The 22,239-nt window shown below is 72.0% G+C and carries 18 protein-coding genes; 13 read left to right on the forward strand and 5 right to left on the reverse strand.

Features of this window, described 5'->3' with window-relative positions:
- Nucleotides 1-30 precede the first annotated feature (30 nt).
- The 3 genes from DFJ67_RS29430 (at nucleotide 31) to DFJ67_RS29440 (ending at nucleotide 3,166) form a co-directional block, all read left to right on the forward strand.
- Nucleotides 31-597 (forward strand): TetR/AcrR family transcriptional regulator, encoded by a 567-nt coding sequence (locus tag DFJ67_RS29430; protein ID WP_116071030.1) that lies wholly within the window; start codon nucleotides 31-33, stop codon nucleotides 595-597.
- A 40-nt stretch (nucleotides 598-637) separates the two neighbouring features.
- Nucleotides 638-1,606 carry a phosphotransferase family protein gene (locus tag DFJ67_RS29435; protein ID WP_239097477.1) on the forward strand — a complete coding sequence of 323 codons (969 nt, stop codon included), beginning with the start codon at nucleotides 638-640 and terminating at the stop codon, nucleotides 1,604-1,606.
- 96 nt (nucleotides 1,607-1,702) lie between these two features.
- Nucleotides 1,703-3,166 carry a long-chain-fatty-acid--CoA ligase gene (locus tag DFJ67_RS29440; protein ID WP_116071032.1) on the forward strand — a complete coding sequence of 488 codons (1,464 nt, stop codon included), beginning with the start codon at nucleotides 1,703-1,705 and terminating at the stop codon, nucleotides 3,164-3,166.
- 45 nt (nucleotides 3,167-3,211) lie between these two features.
- Here DFJ67_RS29440 and DFJ67_RS29445 read toward each other — a convergent pair whose 3' ends face one another.
- A complete protein-coding gene (locus tag DFJ67_RS29445; RefSeq protein WP_147315652.1) occupies nucleotides 3,212-5,212 on the reverse strand; it encodes a hypothetical protein in 2,001 nt (666 codons plus the stop codon).
- 151 nt (nucleotides 5,213-5,363) lie between these two features.
- Between DFJ67_RS29445 and DFJ67_RS29450 the strand changes: the two genes are divergently transcribed.
- Nucleotides 5,364-8,339: an AfsR/SARP family transcriptional regulator gene (locus DFJ67_RS29450; protein ID WP_116071036.1), complete on the forward strand. Its 2,976-nt coding sequence runs from the start codon at nucleotides 5,364-5,366 to the stop codon at nucleotides 8,337-8,339.
- Here the strand turns inward: DFJ67_RS29450 and DFJ67_RS29455 are convergent.
- From DFJ67_RS29455 to DFJ67_RS29470, 4 genes are read right to left on the reverse strand one after another with little or no spacing between them, the layout of a single operon-like run.
- Nucleotides 8,336-9,817 carry a serine hydrolase domain-containing protein gene (locus DFJ67_RS29455; protein WP_116071038.1) on the reverse strand — a complete coding sequence of 494 codons (1,482 nt, stop codon included), beginning with the start codon at nucleotides 9,815-9,817 and terminating at the stop codon, nucleotides 8,336-8,338. The genes DFJ67_RS29450 and DFJ67_RS29455 overlap by 4 nt on opposite strands.
- A 46-nt stretch (nucleotides 9,818-9,863) precedes the next feature.
- Nucleotides 9,864-10,307, reverse strand: a complete 444-nt coding sequence (locus tag DFJ67_RS29460) for a nitroreductase family deazaflavin-dependent oxidoreductase (protein ID WP_116071040.1) — start codon at nucleotides 10,305-10,307, stop codon at nucleotides 9,864-9,866.
- Between the two features lie 52 nt (nucleotides 10,308-10,359).
- Nucleotides 10,360-11,394, reverse strand: a complete 1,035-nt coding sequence (locus tag DFJ67_RS29465; protein ID WP_239097476.1) for a protein kinase family protein — start codon at nucleotides 11,392-11,394, stop codon at nucleotides 10,360-10,362.
- A gap of 14 nt (nucleotides 11,395-11,408) precedes the next feature.
- Nucleotides 11,409-12,491, reverse strand: a complete 1,083-nt coding sequence (locus DFJ67_RS29470; RefSeq protein ID WP_239097475.1) for a monooxygenase — start codon at nucleotides 12,489-12,491, stop codon at nucleotides 11,409-11,411.
- A 335-nt stretch (nucleotides 12,492-12,826) separates the two neighbouring features.
- On the opposite strand from DFJ67_RS29470, the gene DFJ67_RS29475 reads away from it, so the two are divergent.
- The 9 genes from DFJ67_RS29475 to DFJ67_RS29515 all read left to right on the forward strand — a co-directional run bounded on the left by DFJ67_RS29475 (nucleotide 12,827) and on the right by DFJ67_RS29515 (nucleotide 22,234).
- Nucleotides 12,827-13,858 carry a D-2-hydroxyacid dehydrogenase gene (locus tag DFJ67_RS29475; protein WP_116071046.1) on the forward strand — a complete coding sequence of 344 codons (1,032 nt, stop codon included), beginning with the start codon at nucleotides 12,827-12,829 and terminating at the stop codon, nucleotides 13,856-13,858.
- 1 nt (nucleotide 13,859) lies between these two features.
- The gene (locus DFJ67_RS29480; RefSeq protein ID WP_116071048.1) at nucleotides 13,860-14,768 is read left to right on the forward strand and encodes a dihydrodipicolinate synthase family protein; all 909 of its coding nucleotides are present in this window, start codon (nucleotides 13,860-13,862) and stop codon (nucleotides 14,766-14,768) included.
- The gene (locus tag DFJ67_RS29485) at nucleotides 14,765-15,538 is read left to right on the forward strand and encodes an SDR family oxidoreductase (RefSeq protein ID WP_116071050.1); all 774 of its coding nucleotides are present in this window, start codon (nucleotides 14,765-14,767) and stop codon (nucleotides 15,536-15,538) included. The genes DFJ67_RS29480 and DFJ67_RS29485 overlap by 4 nt, the downstream gene beginning before the upstream one ends.
- Nucleotides 15,535-16,707 (forward strand): pyridoxal phosphate-dependent aminotransferase, encoded by a 1,173-nt coding sequence (locus DFJ67_RS29490; protein WP_170216042.1) that lies wholly within the window; start codon nucleotides 15,535-15,537, stop codon nucleotides 16,705-16,707. Before DFJ67_RS29485 ends, DFJ67_RS29490 begins: the two co-directional genes overlap by 4 nt.
- Before the next feature lie 14 nt (nucleotides 16,708-16,721).
- A complete protein-coding gene (locus DFJ67_RS29495) occupies nucleotides 16,722-18,356 on the forward strand; it encodes an ABC transporter substrate-binding protein (protein ID WP_116071054.1) in 1,635 nt (544 codons plus the stop codon).
- A gap of 92 nt (nucleotides 18,357-18,448) precedes the next feature.
- The gene (locus DFJ67_RS29500) at nucleotides 18,449-19,429 is read left to right on the forward strand and encodes an ABC transporter ATP-binding protein (RefSeq protein ID WP_116071056.1); all 981 of its coding nucleotides are present in this window, start codon (nucleotides 18,449-18,451) and stop codon (nucleotides 19,427-19,429) included.
- The gene (locus tag DFJ67_RS29505; protein WP_116071058.1) at nucleotides 19,426-20,409 is read left to right on the forward strand and encodes an ABC transporter ATP-binding protein; all 984 of its coding nucleotides are present in this window, start codon (nucleotides 19,426-19,428) and stop codon (nucleotides 20,407-20,409) included. The genes DFJ67_RS29500 and DFJ67_RS29505 overlap by 4 nt, the downstream gene beginning before the upstream one ends.
- Nucleotides 20,406-21,308 (forward strand): ABC transporter permease, encoded by a 903-nt coding sequence (locus DFJ67_RS29510; RefSeq protein WP_116071060.1) that lies wholly within the window; start codon nucleotides 20,406-20,408, stop codon nucleotides 21,306-21,308. The genes DFJ67_RS29505 and DFJ67_RS29510 overlap by 4 nt, the downstream gene beginning before the upstream one ends.
- On the forward strand, nucleotides 21,308-22,234 hold the full coding sequence (locus tag DFJ67_RS29515) for an ABC transporter permease (RefSeq protein ID WP_116071062.1): 927 nt from the start codon (nucleotides 21,308-21,310) through the stop codon (nucleotides 22,232-22,234). The genes DFJ67_RS29510 and DFJ67_RS29515 overlap by 1 nt, the downstream gene beginning before the upstream one ends.
- Nucleotides 22,235-22,239 lie beyond the last annotated feature (5 nt).

The following is a 22,239-nucleotide window of genomic DNA, read 5'->3' on the forward strand; positions in this document are numbered from 1 at the left end:
TCCTCCGGTTGCCACCTGAAGGGAGCTGTCGTGTCCGACACCGCGCCCCGCGCGCTGCGCGCCGACGCCCGGCGCAACCGGGACCGGCTGCTCGCGACCGCGGTCGCGGCCTTCTCCGCGGATCCCGACACCACCCTCGACGCGATCGCCAAGGAGGCCGGGGTCGGCATCGGCACGCTCTACCGGCACTTCCCGACCCGGGAGGCGCTGGTCGAGGCCGCCTACCGCAACGAGTTGGGGCGGCTCTGCGACGCCGCCACCGAACTCGGCGCGACGTTGCCGCCGGACCGGGCCGTGCGGGCCTGGATGGACCGCTTCACCGACTACCTGACCACCAAGCGGGGCATGGCGACGGCGTTGCGCGCGGTGATCGCATCCGGCGGCGACCCCTACGCGGAAAGCCGCGCCCGGATGGTCGCCGCGATCTCGCCGCTGCTAAAGACCGGTGTCGAGGCGGGCACCATCCGCGCCGATGTCGACCCGGTCGACGTGCTGGTCGCGCTCAACGGCGTGAGCCTCGCGGCCGGCGCGCCCGAGCAACGCGACCGGGCCGGCCGCCTGCTCGACCTGCTGATGGATGGCCTGCGCCCGCGCTAATTGGCGTGCCCGCGGGCGCGGCGGTGTCTAAGGTGCTCGCGTGCGGACCACGATCGTCGATGGAAACGACTGGCTCGACCCGCAGTGGCGGGCGGGCGCCGACGCCTGGGTCACCGAGCGCCTCGCCGCGGCGGGCACCCTGGTCGACGGCCCGATCGAGCAGACCCGGGTGCGCCCCTGGTCGGTGAGCCACCGGGTGCCGACGGCCGGCGGATGGCACTGGTTCAAAGCCAACACCTACGGCTGCCGCTACGAGGCCGCGCTCGCGTCGGCGCTGGCCACGTGGGTGCCCTCGGCGGTGCTGGCACCCGTCGCGGTGCACGCGGAGCGCGGCTGGCTGCTGACCGCCGACGCCGGCCCGATCCTGCGGGAGACCACGCCGACGCTGGCGCAGTGGGCTGCCCTGCTCGAGGAATACGCGGAGCTGCAACGCACCCTGGCCGGCCGGGCCGACGAGATGGTGGCGCTCGGCGTCCCCGACCAGCGCCCGGCGCTGTTGCCGGCGCTGTTGGGTGACCTGCTCGACGACCCGGCGGTGCGGGCCGACCTGGGCGCCGAGCGCCTGGCGGCGGTCACCGCGATGGCGCCCGACGTGGCCCGCTGGTCGGAAGAGCTCGCGGCCGACGGGCTGGGCGCCTCGCTGCAACACGACGACCTGCACGACGGCAACGTGTTCGCGGCCGGCTACCGCTTCTTCGACTGGGGCGACGCGAGCGTGGCCCACCCGTTCGGCACGCTGCTGGTGACGCTCTCGTCGGCGGGCTACACCTTCGGCCTCGACCCGGGCGCCCCGGAGTTGCTCCGGTTGCGCGACGCCTATCTCTCCGGCTGGCCGGGCGACCCGGCGGCCCTGCGCCACTCGGCGACGTTGGCCTGCCGGGTGACCCGGGTCAGCCGGGCGCTGTCGTGGCGCCGGTCGCTGCACCGGTCGGCGCTCCCGCTCGACGACGGCGTGCGCACCGCACCCGCCGAGTGGCTGGCCGAGCTGACCGAGCCCGACGTGCTCTGACGGGGCGGTCCACCTGCGACGGATCTTCACGTCTCGACGCGCGGCGCGGCAGCGCGCAGAATCGACAGATCCGCCCCGTCCCATGGGAGGCCGGCCGTGACCTTCAACCTCAGCGTGATCCTCACCGAATCCGCCCGCCGCGAGCCCGACAAGACCGCCGTCATCTTCGGTGATCGGAAGGTGGGATACGCCGAGCTCAACGCCGCTGCCGACCGGGCCGCCGGCGCGCTCCTGCGGCACGCCTCGCCCGGCGACCGGGTCGCGCTCATGCTGCCCAACCGGGTCGAGTTCCTCGAGTGCTATTTCGGCATCCTCAAGGCCGGCCTGGTCGCGGTGCCGATCAACCCGCTGCTCAAATCCGCCGAGGTCGCGCACATCCTGGCCGACAGCGGCGCCCGCGTCGTGATCGCCGGCGACCTGTCCGCGGGTGAGGTGGGGCCCGACGTGCTCGTGCTCAACCCCGACCGCCCCGACTATCTCGGCGCCGCCGACCCGTTGCCGTGGGCGGCCAGCACGAGTGCTGACGACACCGCGGTCATCATCTACACCAGCGGCACGACCGGCCGGCCCAAGGGCGCGGAGCTGACCCACTTCCAGCTCTACCTCAACTGCTCGCTGTCGGGGGAGCGGTTCGACACCCAACCCGACGACGTGGCGCTCGCGGTCCTTCCTTTCTTCCACGTGTACGGGCTGTCCAGTGTGGTCAACGTGTCGATCAGGCGGACCGGGACGATCGTGGCCGTGCCCCGGTTCGAGCCCAAGCTGGTCCTCGAAGCGATGGCCGCACACCGGGTGAGCGTGCTGGCCGGCGTCCCGACCATGTACCACGCGCTGCTGCACGCCGACACCAGCGGCTACGACCTGTCGGCGCTGCGGATCGGTTCGTGTGGCGGCGCGTCGATGCCGGAGGCGGTGCTCAAGGGCGTCGAGGAGAAGTTCGGGATCACCGTCCTGGAGGGCTACGGGCTGTCCGAGACCGGCAGCACCGCGACGATGAACCCGAGCGTCGACGACCGCCGGCTGCTCTCCATCGGCAAGCCGATCTGGGGCGTCGACGTGCGGGTCGCCGCGACCGACACCGGCGGCGAGCTTCCGGTCGGCGAGATCGGCGAGATCCTGGTCCGCGGCCACGTGGTGATGAAGGGCTACCACAACAACCCGGAGGCGACCGCGGCGGCGATCACCGACGGCTGGCTGCACACCGGCGACCTCGGCTACCGCGACGCCGACGGCTTCCTCTACGTCGTCGACCGGATCAAGGACCTGATCATCCGCGGTGGCTTCAACGTCTACCCGCGCGAGGTCGAAGAGGTCCTCTACGGGCATCCCGCGGTCGCCGAGGCGGCCGTGGTCGGGCGCCCCGACGAGCGGCTCGGCGAGGAGATCGTCGCGGTGCTCGCCCTCAAGCCCGGCGCGACGTTCGACGATGCGGAACTGATCGCCTACTGCCGCGCGCGGTTGGCCGACTACAAATGCCCGCGGGAGGTCCGGGTGCTCGACGCGCTCCCGAAGAGCGCGACCGGCAAGCTGCTCAAGCGCGAGCTACGCGCGGCCGTCTAGCCGCGTTGACTGGCTGGCGACCGAGGCCGCCAGCCAGTCCCGATCTCACAGGCCGTCGAATCCGGCGGCGAGTCGCGCGGCGAGCCTGTCGTGTCCGATCGCGTTCGGGTGCGGCGATCCGCTGACGCCCGTCTCCTGCATCTCGAGCCGGGTCAGATCGGGCGCACCGACCACCTGTAGGTGATCACGAAGCGGCATGTTGAAGATGATGTTGGTGTTGATCGCCGTCATCACCTCGCGGGCCTGGCCGATCCAGAGCGGGTCGATCAGAGGCAGCAGACGCGGACCGAGATTGGGTACGCGGTTCGCGATCCAGTCGGGAAGCTGTGCCCGGATCATCAGTTCCGCGACGGTGCCGGCGTCGGTCACCGCCGGAACGATGTCGTAGTAGAGCATCCAGACCACCTTGTCGGCGCCCGCGTCGAGCATCGTGTTGACGATCGAGTTGGCGTTGTTGCCGATCGACGCGAAGACCTCCGGGCCGTTGAAGCGCGGCACGGTCGCCGACAGGTTGGTGTCCTTGTTGGTGATCGGGTTGTGCAGGGTCAGGACGCAGCCGCCGCCTTCGGTGAAGATGCCTTCCTTCCCCTTCGGGTTGGCCCAGTTGACGTGGAGGCTCAACCGGTCGGCGACGAACTCCAGCCCACGGCAGAACGCCAGCGACCGGAGCACGTCTGTCCAGTTCGTATCGTTGATGCCGCCGGTCGTGACGAAGTAGGCGTGGTGCCCGGCCTCCTTCGCCTTGACCACCTCGGCCTCGGCCATGGAGAGGGGCGAGGAGTTGCGGCCCCACGGGAACCCACAGGCGTCGGTGTCGTTCGGCCCGGCACCGATGATCTGGCCGGTCGAATAGCCGGTCCGCGCGAAGTTGTAGTAGTCGACGACATTCTTGTTGGCGTTGGCGTAACGGCCCACGTACGAGAAGAAGCCGTTGTTTCCGGGGTGGCCCCGGTGGTCCTGGGAGACGTGCCCGCACGTCTTGTCGCTCGACTTCATCTGGAGGTGTGCCGAGGTGATCGAGTCGCCGGTGGCGACCAGCACGGTCGCCGCGTCCTTGTTGGGGATCTTGCTGACGTCGCGGCAGTCGACGCGGTCGCTCGCCGCCTCTTCCAACACGTCTTCGTAGTCCTCGGGGCCGGTCAGGGCGGGGCATCCGGTCGGATCCGGCGGGTTCGACGGGCCGGGGTCGGGCGGGTTGCCCGGGTCGTCCGGCGGGGTCTCCGGATCGGTCGGGGACGGTTCGCCGCTCTCCGAGGGGCTGGCGCTGTCGGAGGGCTCGGCGCTGCCGGACGGGCTGGCGCTGTCGGACGGGTCGGCACTGCCCGATGGGCTGGCGCTGTCGGACGGCTCCGCGCTGCCCGATGGGCTGGCGCTGTCGGACGGTTCGGCGCTGCCGGACGGGCTGGCGCTGTCCGATGGTTCCGGGCTGCCGGACGGGCTGGCGCTGTCCGACGGGTCGGCGCTCGCCGACGGGGTGGCACTCCCGGACGGGTCCGCACTCGCCGACTCGCTCGCCGACCCGGACGGACACGGCGTGGCGGTGGGATCGGCGCTGTCGGTCGCGGTCGGCGTCGCCGTGGTCGGGTCCGCGGCGGTCGGCGCGGTGACAACGCCCCGCAACTGACGTCGGAGCAGCGCTGTCGTCGTCGGTTCCGCCGGCCTGGTCGACGGCGGGCTCGACGGCGACTCGGTCGGTTCGGGGGAGCAGTCCACGTCGGCACCCGCATACCGCCGGCCGATCTCCGCCTGCACGAACGCGGGCAACGGGCTGCCTTGTGGGACGCACGGGTTGAGCACCCAGTCGGCGCCGGCGATCTCGCGCGTGCAGGGCAGGCCGGCCGCGGCCAGCCGGACCTGTTCCGCGCGAGCTTGGGGCGGCGGCGCTGCCGGACCGGCGGTCGACCTGAGCGTCGGCCAGGCGACCGCGGAGGCGAGCACCAGCACGAACGCCGCGAACCCGGCGACCATCGGCTTGTGCCGCAGTCGTGGCGGGTCGGGCGGTGGCGGCTCGGCGGCCGGCTCGTCCCATCTGGAGGACCTCAGCATCGCGCTCACTCTCCTTGGCGATTCGTGCGAGCCGGGCGCCCGCCCTCGCGGAACGTAATCGGGGGCGATGATGCGGCGATGAAGCCGCGATGAAGTCGGTCCCGCGCCGGCACCGGTCGCGCCACAACGTGAGCGGGTAGATAATTCATCGATGTATCCGGATCGGGCAGTGCGGATACGTGCGCTCGGGCCGATGCGGGTCTGGGACGGCGCGGGATGGGCACCGATCACCGCACCGCATCAACGGATCGTCCTGGCGGTGCTGATCGCCCAGCGTGGGCCGGTGCCCAGGGAACGCCTTGTCGACGAGATCTGGGGGGAGCGGCCGACCCGCACGGCCGGCAGCGCCGTCAACGGCTACATCATGCGGCTGCGCCAGCTCCTGCGTAGCGGCGACGCCGGTGACGTGGTGAGCCGGGCGACCGGCTACGAGCTGGCGACCGCGGACGAGACGGTCGACATCGAGGTCTTCGAGCGGCTGGCCCGCACCGGCAAGCGCTATCTCAGCGAGGGCCGGACGGCAGACGCGGCACGGCAGCTCTCCGCCGGGCTCGCCCTGTGGCAGGGTCCCGCGCTGGCGGAGGTACCCGCGACGCTCACCGTCGCCGCCGAAGCGTCCCGCCTCGAACACCTCCGGCTGGCCGCCCGCGAGGACCTGTTCGCGGCCCGGCTCGAGCTGGGCCAGCACGCGGAGATCGTCGAGGAACTCGCCGCGCTGGTGCGGGAACACCCGCTGCGCGAACGGCTGTGCCGGTTCCTGATGATCGCGCTCTACCGGTGCGGCCGCCGGGCGGAGGCGTTGGAAGCCTTCCGCGCGGTCCGCCAGTCGCTGGTCACCGAGGTCGGCATCGAGCCCGGCCCCGACCTGCACCACCTCGAGCAGGCCGTGTTGACCGACGATCGGGCGCTGGCGGCACCGACGGTCGCTGCGATCACACCCGCTCAGCTGCCGGCGGCGGTCGCCGACTTCGCCGGCCGGGCCGACCAACTCGCGGCCCTCGACGGCTTCGCCGCGCGCCGCCCCGCCGCGCCCGTGATCATCACCGGCCTGGCCGGGGTCGGCAAGACCGCTCTGGCCGTGCGGTGGGGGCACGCCGCCGCAGACCAGTTCCCCGACGGCCAGCTCTACCTCGACCTGCGCGGCAGCTCCCCGCAGCCCCCGGTCGCCGCGACTGCCGCGCTCGCCCACTTCCTCCAGGCCCTCGGGGTTCCGGCCGAGCAGATACCCGCCGACCTCGACGACGCGGTGGGGCTCTATCGCAGCGTCACCGCCGCGCGCCGCATCCTGGTGGTCCTCGACAACGCGGCGGCCCCCGACCAGGTCCGCCCGCTGTTGCCGGGCGGTCCGGCCTGCATGGTCGTCGTGACCAGTCGTGACCAACTTCGCGGGCTCACCGCGCGGGAGGGCGCCGCCGCGATCCGGTTGGGCGTGCTCCCGTCGGGGGAGGCCCGCAGCTTGCTCCGCACGCTCCTGCCGGGTGCCGATGCCGCCGACAGCGACGAGCTGGCCCGGCTGTGCGGGCACCTTCCGCTGGCCATCCGCATCGCGGCCGCCAACGCGCGCGCCCAGTCGGCGCCGCTGGCCGCCTACAACCAGCGGCTGGCCGCCAGCGACCGGCTGGCGACGCTGACGGTGCCGGGCGACCCGACGACCGCCACGGTGAGCGCGTTCGACCTGTCCTACGACGCCCACCCGGCGCCGGCCCGCCGCCTGTTCCGCCTGCTCGGTGTCGCACCCGGCGACACCGTGACGCCGGCCGGCGCCGCCGCCCTCGCCGCGGCGCCGCTCGCCGAGGCCGACTCGCTGCTCGACACCCTCGCCCGCGCGCACCTGCTCGAACCCGCCGGCCGCGGCCGCTACCGCTGGCACGACCTCGTCCGGCTCTACGCACAGCGACGGTCCACCGTGGAGGATGGCGACGTGCGGGCCGCCATCGACCGCCTCCACCACTATTACCTGTCCACCATGGCCCGTGCCGCTACCCGGCTCTACCCGCACGTCGTGCGGCTGCCCTACGACCTGGACGGGGTCGAGTTCGACACCGATGCCGGCGCGCTCACCTGGGTGGAGAACGAGCGCGACAACATGATCGCGGCGATCATGACAGCCGGGCCGGAGCACCACGAAGCCGCCTGGCGGCTCACCGACCAACTGCGCTGGCATCTCGACTTCACCGCACCGTCGGCCGCCTGGCTGCCCGTCACGGAGGCCGCGCTCGCCCATGCCCGCGCCGACGGGAACCCGCTGGGCCTCGCCGCCGCCCTGCTCAGCCGGGCCACGGTGTTGCTGGCCGCGAGCCGCTACACCGCGGCGCTCGACGACTTCGGGCAGGCGCTCGGGTTCGCCCGCACCGCCGGCTGGGCCGAAGGGGAAGCGAGCGCGCTGAGCAACCTCGCGCACGTCGCCTTCGAGACGGGCGACCTCGACCGGGCGGCCCGCCACAGCATCGAGGCGCTCGACATCGACACCCGCATCGGTCGGCCCGCCGGTCGGCTCGCCCGACTCGCCAACCTCGGCAACATCCGCCTCCAGCAGGGCCGGCTGCCCGAGGCCATCGCCCATTGCCGGCAGGTCATCGAGCTGGAGCGCACCGTCGGGCAGTGGCACGGTCAGGGCACCGCACACGGCTGCCTCGGCGAGGCACACCTGCTGCTCGGTCGCCACGACGACGCGTTGACCTACCTCACCGCCGCCCTCGACACGCACCGCCGGCTCGGGGCGCGCAGCTGCGAGGCCGACACCCTGCGGTTGCTGGCCACCGCACACAACGCGATCGGCCACCCCGACACCGCCCGAAACCTGGCCACCCAGGCCCTGGCGATCGCCCGCGAAGTCGGCGACCGCTGGGTCGAGGCGCACGCCCTGATCGCGCAGAGCGAGCTCAACCTGCGCGCCGGCGACACCGACCTCGCCATCGCCCACCTGCACCAGGTGTTGGCCCTGGCCCGCGGCGACGGCGCCCGACACGCGGAGGCGCAGGCACTGATCGGACTGGCCCGGGCACACCGCAAGCAGGGCACTAACGGAGTGCGGCAGGCCAACGTGTACGCCGACCAGGCACTGCGGATCTGCCAGGAGTTCGGATACGAGTTGCTGGAGAAGAACGCCTCAGCCGCGCTGGCTTAGTTTTGGCCCACCTCGCGGCGGACCGTGTCGATGCCGGCGACGACCAGCGCCGGGGTGCCGTCCGGGTCCCGGCGCAGGATGACTGTCGAGCCGGGCAGCAGGCCGTCGGCCATCACATAGGTCTCGCCGTTGACCCAGCGCAGCTCGAACCGGCGCGACTGGAGGTGCAGCACGAGCCGCGCCTTCTCCAGCGCCAGCAGGTAGCCGCCCTCGTAGTAGCCCAACCACGGCTGGACCCGGCGCGGGTCGACCGGCCGCGTCGTCCGTCCCTTGTCGACCAGCGCCTGCCGGGCCGCGGCGGCGGCCGCGCTGACCTTCGGCGGCACGCCCTTGTTGAGGCCGTACTCGGTGCCGAGAATCAGGTTGAGCACGTAGAGGTAGAGGAACAGGCCCGTCGGTTCCGGGTTCATCGCGTTGAGCACGACGATGCCGAGGTCGCGTTCGGGAAGGAAGCCGACGTAGGCGGTGAAGCCGTCGATCGCCCCGTTGTGCCAGACGAGGCGGGTGCCGTCGCGGAACCGCTCGCTGATCCAGCCCATCGCGTAGCCGGCCGAGGCGGCATCGGGGTCGAGGACCGGATCGGTGGGCACCGGGATGTGCGGCCGCCAGCACTCGGCCAGGTTGGCCGCCGACACGACCCGCCGGCCGGTCACCGACTGGCCGCGGCGCAGTTGCAGCCGGACGTAGCTGGCCATGTCGTCCAGCGTGGACAGTGCGCCGCCGGCCGGTGCGTAGCTGCCGACCGGGCCGTAGGGCAATGTGGTGGTGCCGCCGAAGATGTCCACCCCGTAGCCCCGCGTGTAGTCGGCGACCAGGCCGCGCGGGTCGTCGGCGATCCGGGTCCCCGCCATGCCGGCCGGTCCGAAGACCCGGGTGCGCACAGCGTCCACATAGGCGGCCGCGACGTCGGCCGGCTTCACCCCGCTGGCCAGGAGCGGCAGGTAGCCGCCGGCGGCGTACACCGTGTTGTTGTAGATCCACCGGGTGTTCGGCGGTGCCACCACGGGCAGGTTGACCACCGACTGGAGCAGTTGCTCGGCGGTGGGATAGCCCTCGTGCAGTGCGGACAGCGCGGGCGGCTCGTCGATGCCGGTGGCCATGCCGAGCAGGTCGCGCACCCGCAGCGTCCGGGTCAGCTCCGGCGTCGGCGCGCGGAAGCCCGACCAGGCGTCGACGGCCTTCTGGTCCCAGCCGATGACGCCTTGGTCCACATAGGTCGCCGCGAGCAGCGACGACATCGACTTCGTCGTCGAGGCGACAAGGAAGTGGGTGCCCGGCGAGATCCGGTCGCCCAGCACCAGCCGGTGCACGACCCCGTCGGCGCGCACGACCGCGATGGCGGCGCCGACCAGCCGCTCGCGGCGGAACTCGGCCCGAACCAGCCGGTCGAACTCGCTCCAACCGGCCGGCGCGGGCATGGGGAGACTGCCGGAGAGGCCCAGCAGACCGGCACCACGCAGGAGCGTACGACGTCGCATGGTTGAGGTTTACCGGGCTTTGCCGCTTTAGCGGCTATTCGACACGCTATTCGGCGGACTTCGGGGTGAGCACGAAGAGCGGGATCACCCGGTCGGTCTTCGTCTGGTAGTCGTCGTAGTCGGGCCAGGTCGCCGTCGCCCGCTTCCACCAGGTCGCGCGCTCGTCGCCGGTCGCCTCGCGGGCGATGTAGTCCTTGCGGACCGCGCCGTCCTGGAGCTCGACGTGGGGGTGGGCGACGAGGTTGTGATACCAGACGGGGTGCGTGGGCGCGCCGCCCTGCGAGGCGACGACCGCGTATTCGCCGTCGTGCTCGACCCGCATCAGCGGCGTCTTGCGCACCTTGCCCGTGCGGGCACCGATCGAGGTCAGCAGGATGATCGGACGACCACGGAGCGTGTTGCCTTCGGCACCCGCGGTGCTCTCGAACAGCTCCGCCTGCTTGCGCGACCAGTCACTCGGACTCGGCGCGTATTCACCCGTCAACGGCACGATCTCTCCTCACGTTCACTTTTGTTGAAAGTGACGCTACCCGCGGGTTGGCTCAATCGCACAGGGCCAGCCGCTCGGCGGGATAGGGCGTCGCCCGTGACTCGCCGAAGAGCTGCCAGAGAAAGTCGTTGATGATCGTGGCGACCGGTGCGTGCCGGCGGACGATCGTGGCGAGCGGCGCCTGCAGGCCGGCCGGATCGGCTCCCGCGGCACAGGCGCGGACATAGTCGTTGCGCTCGGCCGGCCCGCCGCGCTCCGGCGTGGGCACGCCGGCGCCGTGGGTCACGATCCAATTCACCAATTGCGTCACCGTGTACGCGCGGTCGTAGCCGGCGTTGCGAGCCAGGAACTCCCGCTCCCCGGGAGACAGGCGAAAGCTCGGCGACGTGGCCAGTCCGAAATCCGTGATGTAGAGCCGCCGGCCGTCGGTCAGGACGTTGGCGAAATGGGCGTCGAAATGCAGCAGCCCGTTGGCATTCAGGAACGCGATGTCGGTGGCCAGCGCGTCGTGCACCATCGTGCAGGCGGCGACGACCGCGTCCGGCCCGGCGGCTAGTTGGCGGCGGAGCCAGTCGTCGAGGTTCGACGGCAGGTGTTCCAGGAACAGCACCACGCTGGCGGAGGCCGCGGCCCGGGCCCGCAACCTCCGCCCGACCGCGGCCGAGCCGCCCCAGAAGGCCACCGTCGCCGGGATGTCGGCGTGCTCGTCGATCGGCGGCGTGGCTCCGGGCAGCACCCGCCAGTGATGCAGCAACGGAAACGCCGCGCTGCGTCCTTCGAGCACCCAGCCGGTCGTCATCTCGTGGGCGGCCAGTTCGCGCCAGGCGCCGAAGCCCGGGCTGCCGACGCCCCATTGGCAGCGGGCCGGCAGGTCGAAGTGGTTGGCCGTCGACCGCAGGTTGCCGGGCTGCCGCTCCAGGTCGGTGAGCGGGATCCGTTTGACGAACACCTTCGCGCCGGCGACGTCGAGCACGGAGGACCCGCCGCCGATGCCGGCACCGGTCACCGGCGCCGCGCCGACCAGCGCAGCGAGATCGTCATCGCCGAGCCCGGCCAGCGCGCCCGCGACAGCGTTGTGCCGAGCCACCCGTGCCGAGACCACTACGCCGCCGGGGCCTCGATGACGATGGCCAGGCACATCTCGTCGGCGGTGCCCTCGCCCCAGACGACGTAGCGGGGCGGGAGCTTGCGCAGCGCCGGGAGCTGGCCGCGCAGCGCCGCGTCGTGGGTGCAGGTGACCCGGTAGGTGTCGCCGGGCTCGACGGTGACGCCCTCGCCGACCGGGCGCACGGCCTGGTCGTCGAAGTTGAAGGCCGGCACGTCGAGCAGGGTGCGGGCGCCCGGCTTGCCGGGGTTGAGCTCGACCTTGATCGAGCGGCCGAGCAGGTGCATGTGGCCGCCGACGCCGTAGAGGGTCGCCGGCCGGGTCACCCGGCGGGTGCACGACTGGGTCGGGCCGGGTTCGGAGCCGTCGCCGCACAGCTCGCGGAGCCAGTCGGCCCGGCCGCCGGCCTCAGGGCCGAACCGGCGCACGACGTCGGCGACCGCCGCGTCGCGCTCACAGAGCGGGCCGCTCTCGCCGGCGGCGCACGGCAGCTCCACCGCCGCGGGCAGCAGCGTCGTGCGCAACGGCGTGCGCGCACCGCTGGCCAACCGCAGCCGGATGCCGGAGCGGTCGGCGCCGCCCGGCTTCCCGCCGGTCGCGAGCAGGCTGTAGTGGATCTGCATGACCAGCAGGCTGCCCGGGTCGAGCTCGAAGCCGAGCCCGTCGGGATAGATCGTCTCGCCGCCGCCGGGTGCCCAGCTCGCCACCCACGACGGGTCGTCACCGACCCCGGCGTCGCCGAAACACTGCCAGCCGTCGCCCGGTGTCGAGGCGTCGTAGTCGCGCACGCGCGCGGCGTCGCCGGCCGGGATCCGGAAGAAGATCGCGTGGTGCACGATGTCGCGGTTCTGCGGCTCGAACTGGCTCCCGGTGAGGAACGCCGTCTCGGTCAGCTTCGGGTCGACCACGAAGCACCGGTATTCGTCGGCGTCGTCGCCGGGCGGGTCGGGCGTGAAGGGCCGCGCCAATCCCGTCTCGACGAACCGCTCGCCGGCCCGCAACGGCTGGCTGGCCGGGGGAGACCCGGTGTGGCCGGCGTGCCCAACAGCGGTCGTCGGCGCGGTCGCTGGCGTCGTCACCGGCCCGCCATTCCCGCAAGCCGCGACAGCGAGAACACAGACAGTGAGAATCGCGACCACGGGGGTACGGCGAGCGATGGGGGACATGTACGACAATGTATCCCTCAGAGCTCGTGGAAGGGCTCCGGCTCGGCGGCGATCCGCTTCGACATCAGACAGCAGCCGGGCGAGCTCCTCCGCCCGGCCGGCGTCGGTGGCGCGGCCTAACGTCACGGCGAAAGACCATCGACTGACCGATTTGCGTACTCAAGACCAGAAATTTTCTTGCTCTTCAAGCAAGAAAAGTGTCGCCTACCGATTGTCGACAGTCGGTCGGCGACACTACGGTCCTGATCATGTCCGCGCGGCTTGGCGTTCTGATCGCCACTTACCTCGAAGCTGACCTGGTCCAACGGATCGCCTCCGTCGACCCGGCGGTCGATGTCATCTACGAGCCCGACCTGGTGCCGGTGCCGCGCTACGCCTCCGACCACACCGGCACGCCGCGCCAGCTCACCGCCGCCGAGCAGGAGCGTTGGGAGAAGGCGCTCGCCGCCGCCGACGTCGCGTTCGACTTCGACTGGCAGGCGCCCGCCGACCTTCCGACGCGCGCGCCGCGGCTGCGTTGGGTCCAGGCGACCAGTGCCGGCATCGGCGCGTTCGTGCAGCGCACCGGGCTCGACCGCACCGACCTGACGTTCACCACCGCCGCCGGCATCCACGCGACGCCGCTGGCCGAGTTCGCCGTGCTCGGCGCGCTGCACTTCGTCAAAGGCGTACCGCACCTGCGCGCACAGCAGACCGAACACCGGTGGCAGCGCTACACCACCGCGCAGCTCGCCGGCCGGACCGTCACCGTGGTCGGGCTCGGCGGGATCGGCCGCCGGGTCGTGGCCAGCTTCGCCGCGCTCGGCACCCGGGTGCTCGCCGTCGGCCGACCCGGGCGCGACTACGACCTGCCCGGCGCCGCGAGCGTCCACTCCACCGACGAGCTCGACGACCTGCTGCGCTGGACCGACGTGCTGGTGCTGTGCACGCCGCTGACCGACCAGACCGCCGGACTGCTCTCGGCGGCCCGGATCGCCCGGCTCAAGCCCGGCGCCATCGTCGTCAACATCGGCCGCGGCCAGCTCGTCGACGAGCCCGCGCTGATCGAGGCGCTGCGCACCAAGGCGATCACCGGTGCCGCCCTCGACGTCTTCACCACCGAGCCCCTGCCGGCCGACTCGCCCTTGTGGGACCTCGACAACGTGCTCGTCTCACCGCACTCGGCGTCCACCGTGGACACCGAGAACGCGGCCATCACCGACCTGTTCAACGACAACCTGCGGCGCTATCTCGACGGCCGCGGGCTGCGCAACCTCTACCAGCGGGAGTTGGGCTACTGACATGACCGACCTGACCGGCACCTGGTATATCAGCCCGACCCCGTTCACCGACGACGGCGCCGTCGACACCGACAGCCTTCGCCGGATCGTCGACGCGGCCGCCTCCTGGGGCGCCGACGGCATCACCATCCTCGGCGTGATGGGCGAGGTCGCCGACCTCACCGCCGCCGAGCGGGAGACGGTGCTGTCGACCATCGCCGCGGCCGCGAACAACACGATCCCGTTCGCCGTCGGGTGTTCGGCGCCGGCCGCCGCCGTGGTCCGCGCCAACGTGGCCCGCGCCGTCGAACAGGGTGCCAGTGCCGTGATGGTGGCGGCGCCGGCGCTGCTCAAGGACACCGACCAGATCGCCGGGTTCTACCGCGCCGCCGTCGGCGACAGCCCCGTGCCGGTCATCGTCCAGGACGAGCCCGCCGCGACCGGTGTCACGCTGCCGGTCTCCGCCCTGCTGGCCGCCCTCGACGCGGCCGGCAGCACGGTCGTCAAGCTCGAGGACCCGCCCACGCCGCCGAAGATCGGCCGGCTGCTCGCGCAGCGGCCCGAGCTGACCGTGTTCGGCGGGCTGGGCGGCGTGAGCGCCTACTCGGAACTGCGCCGCGGTGCGGCCGGGACGATGACCGGCTTCGCCTACCCGGAGATCCTCAAGGCGATCCGGGTGGCGTTCGCGGCCGGCGACCTCGCCCGGGCCGCCGCGCTCAACGACCGCTTCCTGCCCTACCTGGTCTTCGAGGGCCAGCTCAAGGTCGGCCTGGGCATCCGCAAGGAGGTGCTGCGCCGCCGTGGCGTGCTGACCACCGCCCGGACCCGCGCGCTCAACCCGCTGCCGGACCCGGCCACCCTCGCCGAACTCGACGACGTGCTGGCCCGCGTGGGCCTCACGCCGAGCGTCGAACCCCTGGAGCTGGCGTGACCACCGCACTCGTGGGCGGCGCCAGCGCCGGGCTGGGCGCGGCGATCGCCGAGCGACTCGCCGCCGACGGCAACGACCTGCTGCTCTGGTCGCGCAGCACGGAGCGCCTCGACCCGATCGCGGCGACGCTGCACGCGCGACACGGCGTCAAGGTGCACACGGTCGCGGCCGACGCCGCCGATCCGACAGCCGCGGCCACCGTCGCCGACCGCGCAGAGGAGCTCTTCGGCGGCGTCGACATCTGCGTGCTCAACGCCGGCGGCCCGCCACCGGCGACCGCGGACAAGACCAACGCCGACGACTGGCGCAAAGCGCTCCAGCTCCTCACCATCACCCCGATCGACCTCGCCACCCGCCTGCTGCCCGGCATGCGCGAGCGCGGGCACGGCCGGATCGTCGCGGTGCTCTCCTCGGGCGTACGCGAACCGCTCCCGAACCTGACCTACTCCAACAGTGGCCGCGCCGCGCTCGCCGCCTGGATCAAGACGGCCGGCCGCGAGGTCGCCGCCGACGGCGTCACCGTCAACGGCGTGGTGCCGGGCCGGATCGACACCGACCGGGTCGCGCAACTCGACGCCGCGGCCGCCAAGCGCACGGGCACCGACGAGGCGAGCGTCCGGGCGGCCAGCATCGCGACGATCCCGGCCGGGCGCTACGGCGACCCGCAGGAGTTCGCGGCCGTCGTCGGCTTCCTCGCCGGGCCCACGTCGTCCTATGTCACCGCGAGCCTGCTGTCCTGCGACGGCGGCCTGATGCGGAGCATGACGTGACCGGCCCGCGGATCTCCGCCGAGGTCACCGCCACGCCCGCATCCGGCATCCGGGCGCTGGCCAACGCCGCCTGGGCGCACCCGGGCGCCGTGCACCTCGAGTTCGGCGAGCCCGACTTCGACACGCCGGCACACGTCGTGGCCGCCGCCGACGCGGCCGCCCGCACGGGCCAGACGCGTTACGGCCCCAGCGCCGGCCTGCCGGCGATGCGGGCGGCCATCACGGAGAAGCTCGCCCGGGACAACGGTTTGCCGGACGTCGAGCCCGGCCGCACGGTCGTCACCGCCGGCGGTGTCGGCGCGCTGACGGCCGCCTACCGCGCGCTGCTGGAGCCGGGCGACGAGATCCTGGTGCCCGATCCGGGCTGGACCAACTTCACCACGATCGCCACGATGCTCGGTGCCACCGCCCGGGGCTACCGGCTGGTCGCGGCGGACAACTTCGGGCCCGACTACGACCATCTCGCGTCGCTGGTCGGGCCGCGTACCAAAGCGATCCTGGTCAACTCGCCGGCCAACCCGGTGGGCTACCAATGGACCGCCGGGCAGCTCGCCGAGCTGGGCGCCTGGGCCAACCGGCACGGGCTGTGCGTCGTCTCCGACGAGTGCTACGACCAACTCTGGCTGGACGAGCCGGCCACCACGTTCACCGTCGCGGCGCCGGACACCCCGGCAGTCACGGTGTTCTCCCTATCCAAAAGCTATGCGATGACGGGCTGGCGGCTCGGCTACGCGGTCACCGGCGGCCCGGGGGCCGACCGGCTCGCCGCGGCGCTGGGCCGGGTGCAGGAGGCGACCGTCTCCTGTGTCAGCACGCCCACCCAGCACGCCGGGATCGCCGCACTGACCGGCCCGCAGGACGGGGTCGGCCGGATGCGTGCGGCCTACCGGCAACGCCGGGACGCCGCCGTCGAGCGGGCGGCGACGCTCGGCCTCGACGCGGTCCGCCCGGCCGGCGCGTTCTACCTGTGGCTCGCCGTGCCGTCGGTCACCGACAGCGCGACGTTCGCACTTGACCTGTTGCGCGACAGGGGCGTCGCGCTCGCACCCGGCATCGCCTTCGGCGCGGCGGGCGAGTCCCGCCTGCGCCTTTCGCTCGCCGCCCGATCCGAAGACATCGACCTGGGACTCACCGGCCTGGCCGGCTTCCTGGGCGTCCGTCCCACATAAGAGATGGAGCGCACGTGATACGCAAACCCCTCCGGCCGGTCCTCGGCGTGCTGCTCGCCGGCACGCTCGCGGTCACCGCCGCCTGTGCCGGCAACAGCAACGACTCGTCCACCGGCGCGGCCGGCTCCGGCTCGGGCACCGAGCCGCGCTTCGGCCAGACGATGACGGTCGCCTACAAGAGCGACCCGAAGACCTTCGACCCGGCAGTGTGCTACGACGCCACCTGCTGGAACAACATGCGGATGATGTACGACCGGCTGTACGACTACGTCGGCGACACCATGGAGATCGAGGCGCAGGCCGCGGCCGACATGCCGCAGGTCAGCCAGGACGGCCTCACCTACACCGTGAAGCTGCGCTCCGGCATGACGTTCACCGACGGCAAGCCGGTGACCGCAGCCGACGTCGTCTACTCCTTCGACCGGATCCTCGACCCGGCCACGAAGTCGCCGGTGGCGAGCTTCTGGACCGGCGTCAAGGGCGCGGCCGACTACGCGAAGAACACCGCGACCCCGCTGACCGGCATCACCGCGGTCGACGACAGCACCGTGCAGATCCAGCTGACCGCGCCGAACAGCGCGTTCAAGTATGTGCTGGCGATGCCGCACGCGTCGATCATCGAGAAGGACTCGGCCAGCAAGCCGATCGGGTCCGGCCCGTTCGTGCTCGACCACTTCACGCCCGGCTCGGAGATCGTGGTCAACCGCAACGCCAAGTACTGGGACTCGCCGAAGCCCTATGTGGACAAGGTCGTCGAGAAGCTCGGCGTCGACCCGCACGTGCAGCTCCTCGAGCTGCAGAAGGGTCAGATCGACCTGATGGGCGACCCGATCCCGGCCGCCGACTACCTCCAGGTCAGCAACGACGCCTCGCTCAAGGCGCAGACGAAGACGATCGTCAAGCCGTCGACCTACTACGTCACGATGAACACGAAGATGAAGCCCTTCGACAACCCGAAGGTGCGCGAGGCCGTCTCCTACGCGTTCGACCGCAGCTTCCTGCTCAAGCTCGTCGCGGGTCAGGGCGAGGTGGCCAACGAATACCTGCCCAAGGGGATCACCGGCTACACCTCCGACAAGCTGGTGCACGACCAGGACATCGCGAAGGCCAAGCAGCTGCTGACCGAGGCCGGTTACCCCAACGGCTTCGAGACCACGATGTATTCCTGGAACACCGACCCGTGGACCGCGCTGCTGCCGCAGCTCCAGCAGGATCTGGGCAAGATCGGCATCAAGGTCAACGCCCAGCCGATCCAGCAGAGCGCGTTCTTCGAGCTGGCCGCGACGCCCAACAAGGCGCCGATGACGCTGACGTTCTGGGTGGCCGACTACCCCGACGGCAGTGACTTCTACCAGGCGCTGCTGTCCTGTGCCTCGGCCGTGCCGGGCGCGCAGAACTACTCGTTCTACTGCAACAAGGACGTCGACAGCCTGGTCAACCAGGCCCTCGCCGCTTCCACTGTGGACGAGGCCAACAAGCTCTACACCCAGGCGACCACGAAGATGCTCGCCGACAACCCGGTCGTTCCGCTCTACTACGGCTCCAAGACCGAGGTGTTCGGCAAGACGGTCGGCGGTTACCACTCCCAGCCGATCTGGGGTTGGGACATGACCAACTACTGGAAGACCACCGGCACGGCAAGCCGCTGACCTTCCCCTCCGGCGATGCGGCCCGCGCCACGATCCCTTCTCCGCGGCGCGGACCGCATCGCCACCCACCCCTCATCAACCAAGGGAACCCGATGACAGCCATCCTCGAAGTCGACGACCTCACCGTCGACTTCACCCGGCAAGGAGCGCGCACGACCGCGGTCCGCGGGGTCTCGCTGCGCGTCGCGGCGGGCGAGCGGGTCGGCATCGTCGGCGAGTCCGGGTCCGGCAAGTCGGTCACCGCACAGGCGGTGATGCGGCTGCTACCGCCGACCGCCGCGGTCGGCGGCCAGATCCGGTTCGCCGGGCAGGACGTGCTGGGCTTCGACCCGGCCCGCCTGGCCGCCTGGCGCGGCGCCGACATTGCCATGGTGTTCCAGGACCCGATGTCGAGCCTCAACCCGCTGCTGCGGGTCGGCACGCAGATCACCGAGGGCCTGCGCCGGCATCGCGGGCTCGGCAAGGCCGCCGCCCGCGCGGAGGCCGTGCGGCTGCTGCGGCTGGTCGGCATCGACGACGCCGAGCGCCGCCTCGACGACTACCCGCACGCGTTCAGCGGCGGCATGCGCCAGCGGGTCTGCATCGCCATCGCCGCCGCGTGCACCCCCAAGCTGATCATCGCCGACGAGCCCACCACCGCCCTCGACGTCACCGTCCAGGCCCAGGTGCTCGACCTGCTCGACGAGCTCACCGAGCAGCACGACACCGCGACCATCCTGGTCAGCCACGACCTCGGCGTCATCTCCAGCTTCTGCGACCGGATCCTGGTCATGTACGCCGGCCAGGTCGTCGAGGCCGGCCCGACCGACGACATCGTGGCCGCGCCGGCACACCCGTACACCCGGGCGTTGTTGGATTCGATTCCCCGGCTCGTCGGTGACCTGCCGCGCCGGCTGCCGACGGTCCCGGGTTCCCCGCCGTTCGGCGACGTGCCGACCGGCTCGTGCGCGTTCGCCGACCGCTGCCCGCACGCCCAGGACCTCTGCCGCACCGAGGCGCCGGCGACGAGGTCCACCGGGCCCCGCACCGCCGCGGCTTGCCACTTCCCATTGACGTTGGAGGCGAAGCGATGAGCGTCGTCGCCGTGCGGGACCTGACCGTGCGCTACCCCCGCCGAGGTGCCTTCCGCAAAGCCGAGTTGACCGCCGTCGACGCCGTCAGCTTCGCCATCGAGGCCGGCCGGACGCTCGGCCTGGCCGGCGAGTCCGGTTCCGGCAAGAGCAGCGTCGCCCGCGCCCTGATGCGGGTGCACGACCCCGCGTCCGGCTCGGTCCAGGTCGCCGGCCGGGAGGTGACCACCCTGCGGGGCGGCGCGCTGCGAAAGTTCCGGGCACACATGCAGATGGTCTTCCAGGACCCCTACGACTCGCTCAACCCGCGCCTCACCGCGGGTGAGAACGTCGGCGAGGCGCTGACCGCGGCCGGCGTGCCCCGGCCCGACCAGGTGAGCCGGACCCGCGAGCTGTTCGACCGGGTCGGGCTGCCGGCCGCGTTCACCGGCCGCTACCCGCACCAGCTCTCCGGTGGCCAGCGTCAGCGGGTGTCGATCGCCCGTGCGCTCGCCGTCGGGCCGCAGGTGCTGGTCTGCGACGAGGCCGTCTCCGCGCTCGACGTCTCGGTCCGCGCGCAGATCCTCAACCTGCTCAAGGACCTCCAGGAGGCCGACGGGCTGGCCTACCTGTTCATCTCGCACGACATGTCGACGCTGCGGTTCATCGCCGACGACGTGGCGATCATGTATCAGGGCCGGATCGTCGAGCTCGCCAGTTCCGCCGAGGTCTTCGCGAACCCGCGCCACCCCTACACCCGGGCGCTGCTCGCCGCGATCCCGGAGCCGGGCGCCGGCCGCCGGCACCGGCGCGGCGTCGTCCGCGGCGAGGCACCACCCGCGGACGCCGAGCTGACCGGCTGCGCGTTCGCACCGCGCTGCCCGCTGGCCACCGAGATCTGCCGCGTCGAGCGCCCCGCGCTGGTTGAAGACGCGGCCGGGCACCGGGCCGCCTGCCATCACGCCGACGCGGTCCCGACCGCCATCGAGGGGAGCACCAAGTGACCGCCCCGCCGCTGGCCGAGGCCGTTCCGGTCGCCGCGCCGACCGGGCTGCGCCGGACGCTGAGCAGCCTGCGCCACGACCTGCCCGCGCTGATCTCGATCACCCTGCTGGTGCTGCTGGCCCTGGCCGCGATCTTCGCACCGCTGCTCGCGCCGCACCCGCCGCTACAGACCTACCAGGAGGGGCTGGCCGCCAACGGCGCGCCGATCGGCCCCGGCCACGGCTTCCCGCTCGGCACCGACCCCAACGGCCGCGACGTGCTGGCCCGCCTCCTCTACGGCGCCCGGGTCTCGCTGGTCATCGGCATCCTCGCCAACGGCCTGGCCACCATCGTCGGTGTCCTGGTCGGGCTGACCGCCGGCTACCTGGGCGGCTGGGTCGAGACGATCCTGATGCGGCTGACCGACGTCGTGATGTCGTTCCCGATCCTGCTGTTCTGCATCGCGCTGATCTCGGTCACCGGGCCCAGCGAGCGCAACGTCGTGATCGTCATCGCCCTCATCTACTGGACCACGCTGGCCCGGATCATCCGCAGCCAGGTGCTGTCGCTGCGCGAGCGGGAGTTCGTGGTCGCGGCCCGCACGATGGGCCTGTCGCATTGGCGGATCATGCGCAAGCACCTGTTCCCACACCTGGTGCCGACCATCATCGTGTACGCCACCCTCGGCGTCGCGTCGTCGATCCTGATCGAGGCCTCGCTGTCGTTCCTCGGCGTCGGCGTCCCGGTGCCGACGGCGTCCTGGGGCCAGATGATCGAGCAGGGCAAGGAGTATTTCCAGATCGCGCCCTGGCTGCTCTTCGCCCCCGGCGTCTGCCTGGTGCTCACCGTGCTCGCCTTCAACCTCGCCGGCGACTGGCTGCGCGACCTCCTCGACCCGACCGCACCGGAGCGCCGCTGATGACCCGGTTCCTGCTGCGCCGCATCCCGCAGGCGGTCATCGTCCTGTTCGGAGTGGTGACCCTCGCCTTCCTGCTGACCCACGTGGTGCCCGGCGACCCGGCCCGGCTCATCGCCGGACCCAACGCCAGCGCCGAGACGGTCGCGTCGATCCACCACCAGCTCGGCCTCGACCGCAGCATCTGGTACCAGTACGGGAAGTATCTGGTCGGCCTGCTGCACGGCGACCTGGGCACCAGCTTCGCGCTCCAGAACACCCCGGTGGCCGGTGCGATCCTGCGGGCGCTGCCGATCAGCGCGGCGCTGGCCGTGCTCGGCGTGCTGTGGGAGGCGGTGCTGGGCATCCCGGTCGGGATCCTGGCCGCCTACCGGCCGGGCAAGCTCGCCGACCGGACCACCACGCTGGCGACCCTGATCGGCCTGTCCGCGCCGCCGTTCTGGCTCGGCCTGCTGCTGCTCTACGTGCTGGCGTTCAAGTTCAACCTGTTCCCGCTGTCCGGCTACGCGGCGCCGTACATCAACTATCTGATCCTGCCCAGCTTCACCCTCGGCCTGGGCGGCGCGGCCTGGTATGCCCGGCTCACCCGGACCAACATGCTGGAAGCGCTGCGCAGCCCCTACGTGCAGATGGCCCGCGCGAAGGGCATGCCCGAGCGGGTCGTGCTGCTGCGGCACTGCCTGCGCAACGTGCTCAGCCCGCTGCTGACGATGCTCGGCATGGACCTGGGCTACTTCCTCGGCGGTGTCGTGGTCATCGAGTCGGTCTTCGGCCTGCCCGGCGCCGGCAAGCTCACCTTCGACGCGATCGGCACGCTGGACGTCCCCATGATCACCGGCGCCGTGCTGTTCGCCGCCTTCTTCATCGTCGTTATGAACCTCCTCGTCGACCTCGCCTACGCGCTGGTCGACCCCCGGGTGCGTCGCTAGACCAG

It is taken from the genome of Asanoa ferruginea (assembly GCF_003387075.1).
Classification (GTDB): Bacteria; Actinomycetota; Actinomycetes; order Mycobacteriales; family Micromonosporaceae; genus Asanoa; species Asanoa ferruginea.

Coding starts and splice junctions, on each gene's coding strand:
- DFJ67_RS29455 (WP_116071038.1), bottom strand. CDS start 9,817: ATGCGACGTCGTACGCTCCTGCGTGGTGCCGGTCTGCTGGGCCTCTCC.
- DFJ67_RS29450 (WP_116071036.1), top strand. CDS start 5,364: ATGTATCCGGATCGGGCAGTGCGGATACGTGCGCTCGGGCCGATGCGG.
- DFJ67_RS29505 (WP_116071058.1), top strand. CDS start 19,426: ATGAGCGTCGTCGCCGTGCGGGACCTGACCGTGCGCTACCCCCGCCGA.
- DFJ67_RS29480 (WP_116071048.1), top strand. CDS start 13,860: ATGACCGACCTGACCGGCACCTGGTATATCAGCCCGACCCCGTTCACC.
- DFJ67_RS29515 (WP_116071062.1), top strand. CDS start 21,308: ATGACCCGGTTCCTGCTGCGCCGCATCCCGCAGGCGGTCATCGTCCTG.
- DFJ67_RS29475 (WP_116071046.1), top strand. CDS start 12,827: ATGTCCGCGCGGCTTGGCGTTCTGATCGCCACTTACCTCGAAGCTGAC.
- DFJ67_RS29500 (WP_116071056.1), top strand. CDS start 18,449: ATGACAGCCATCCTCGAAGTCGACGACCTCACCGTCGACTTCACCCGG.
- DFJ67_RS29445 (WP_147315652.1), bottom strand. CDS start 5,212: ATGCTGAGGTCCTCCAGATGGGACGAGCCGGCCGCCGAGCCGCCACCG.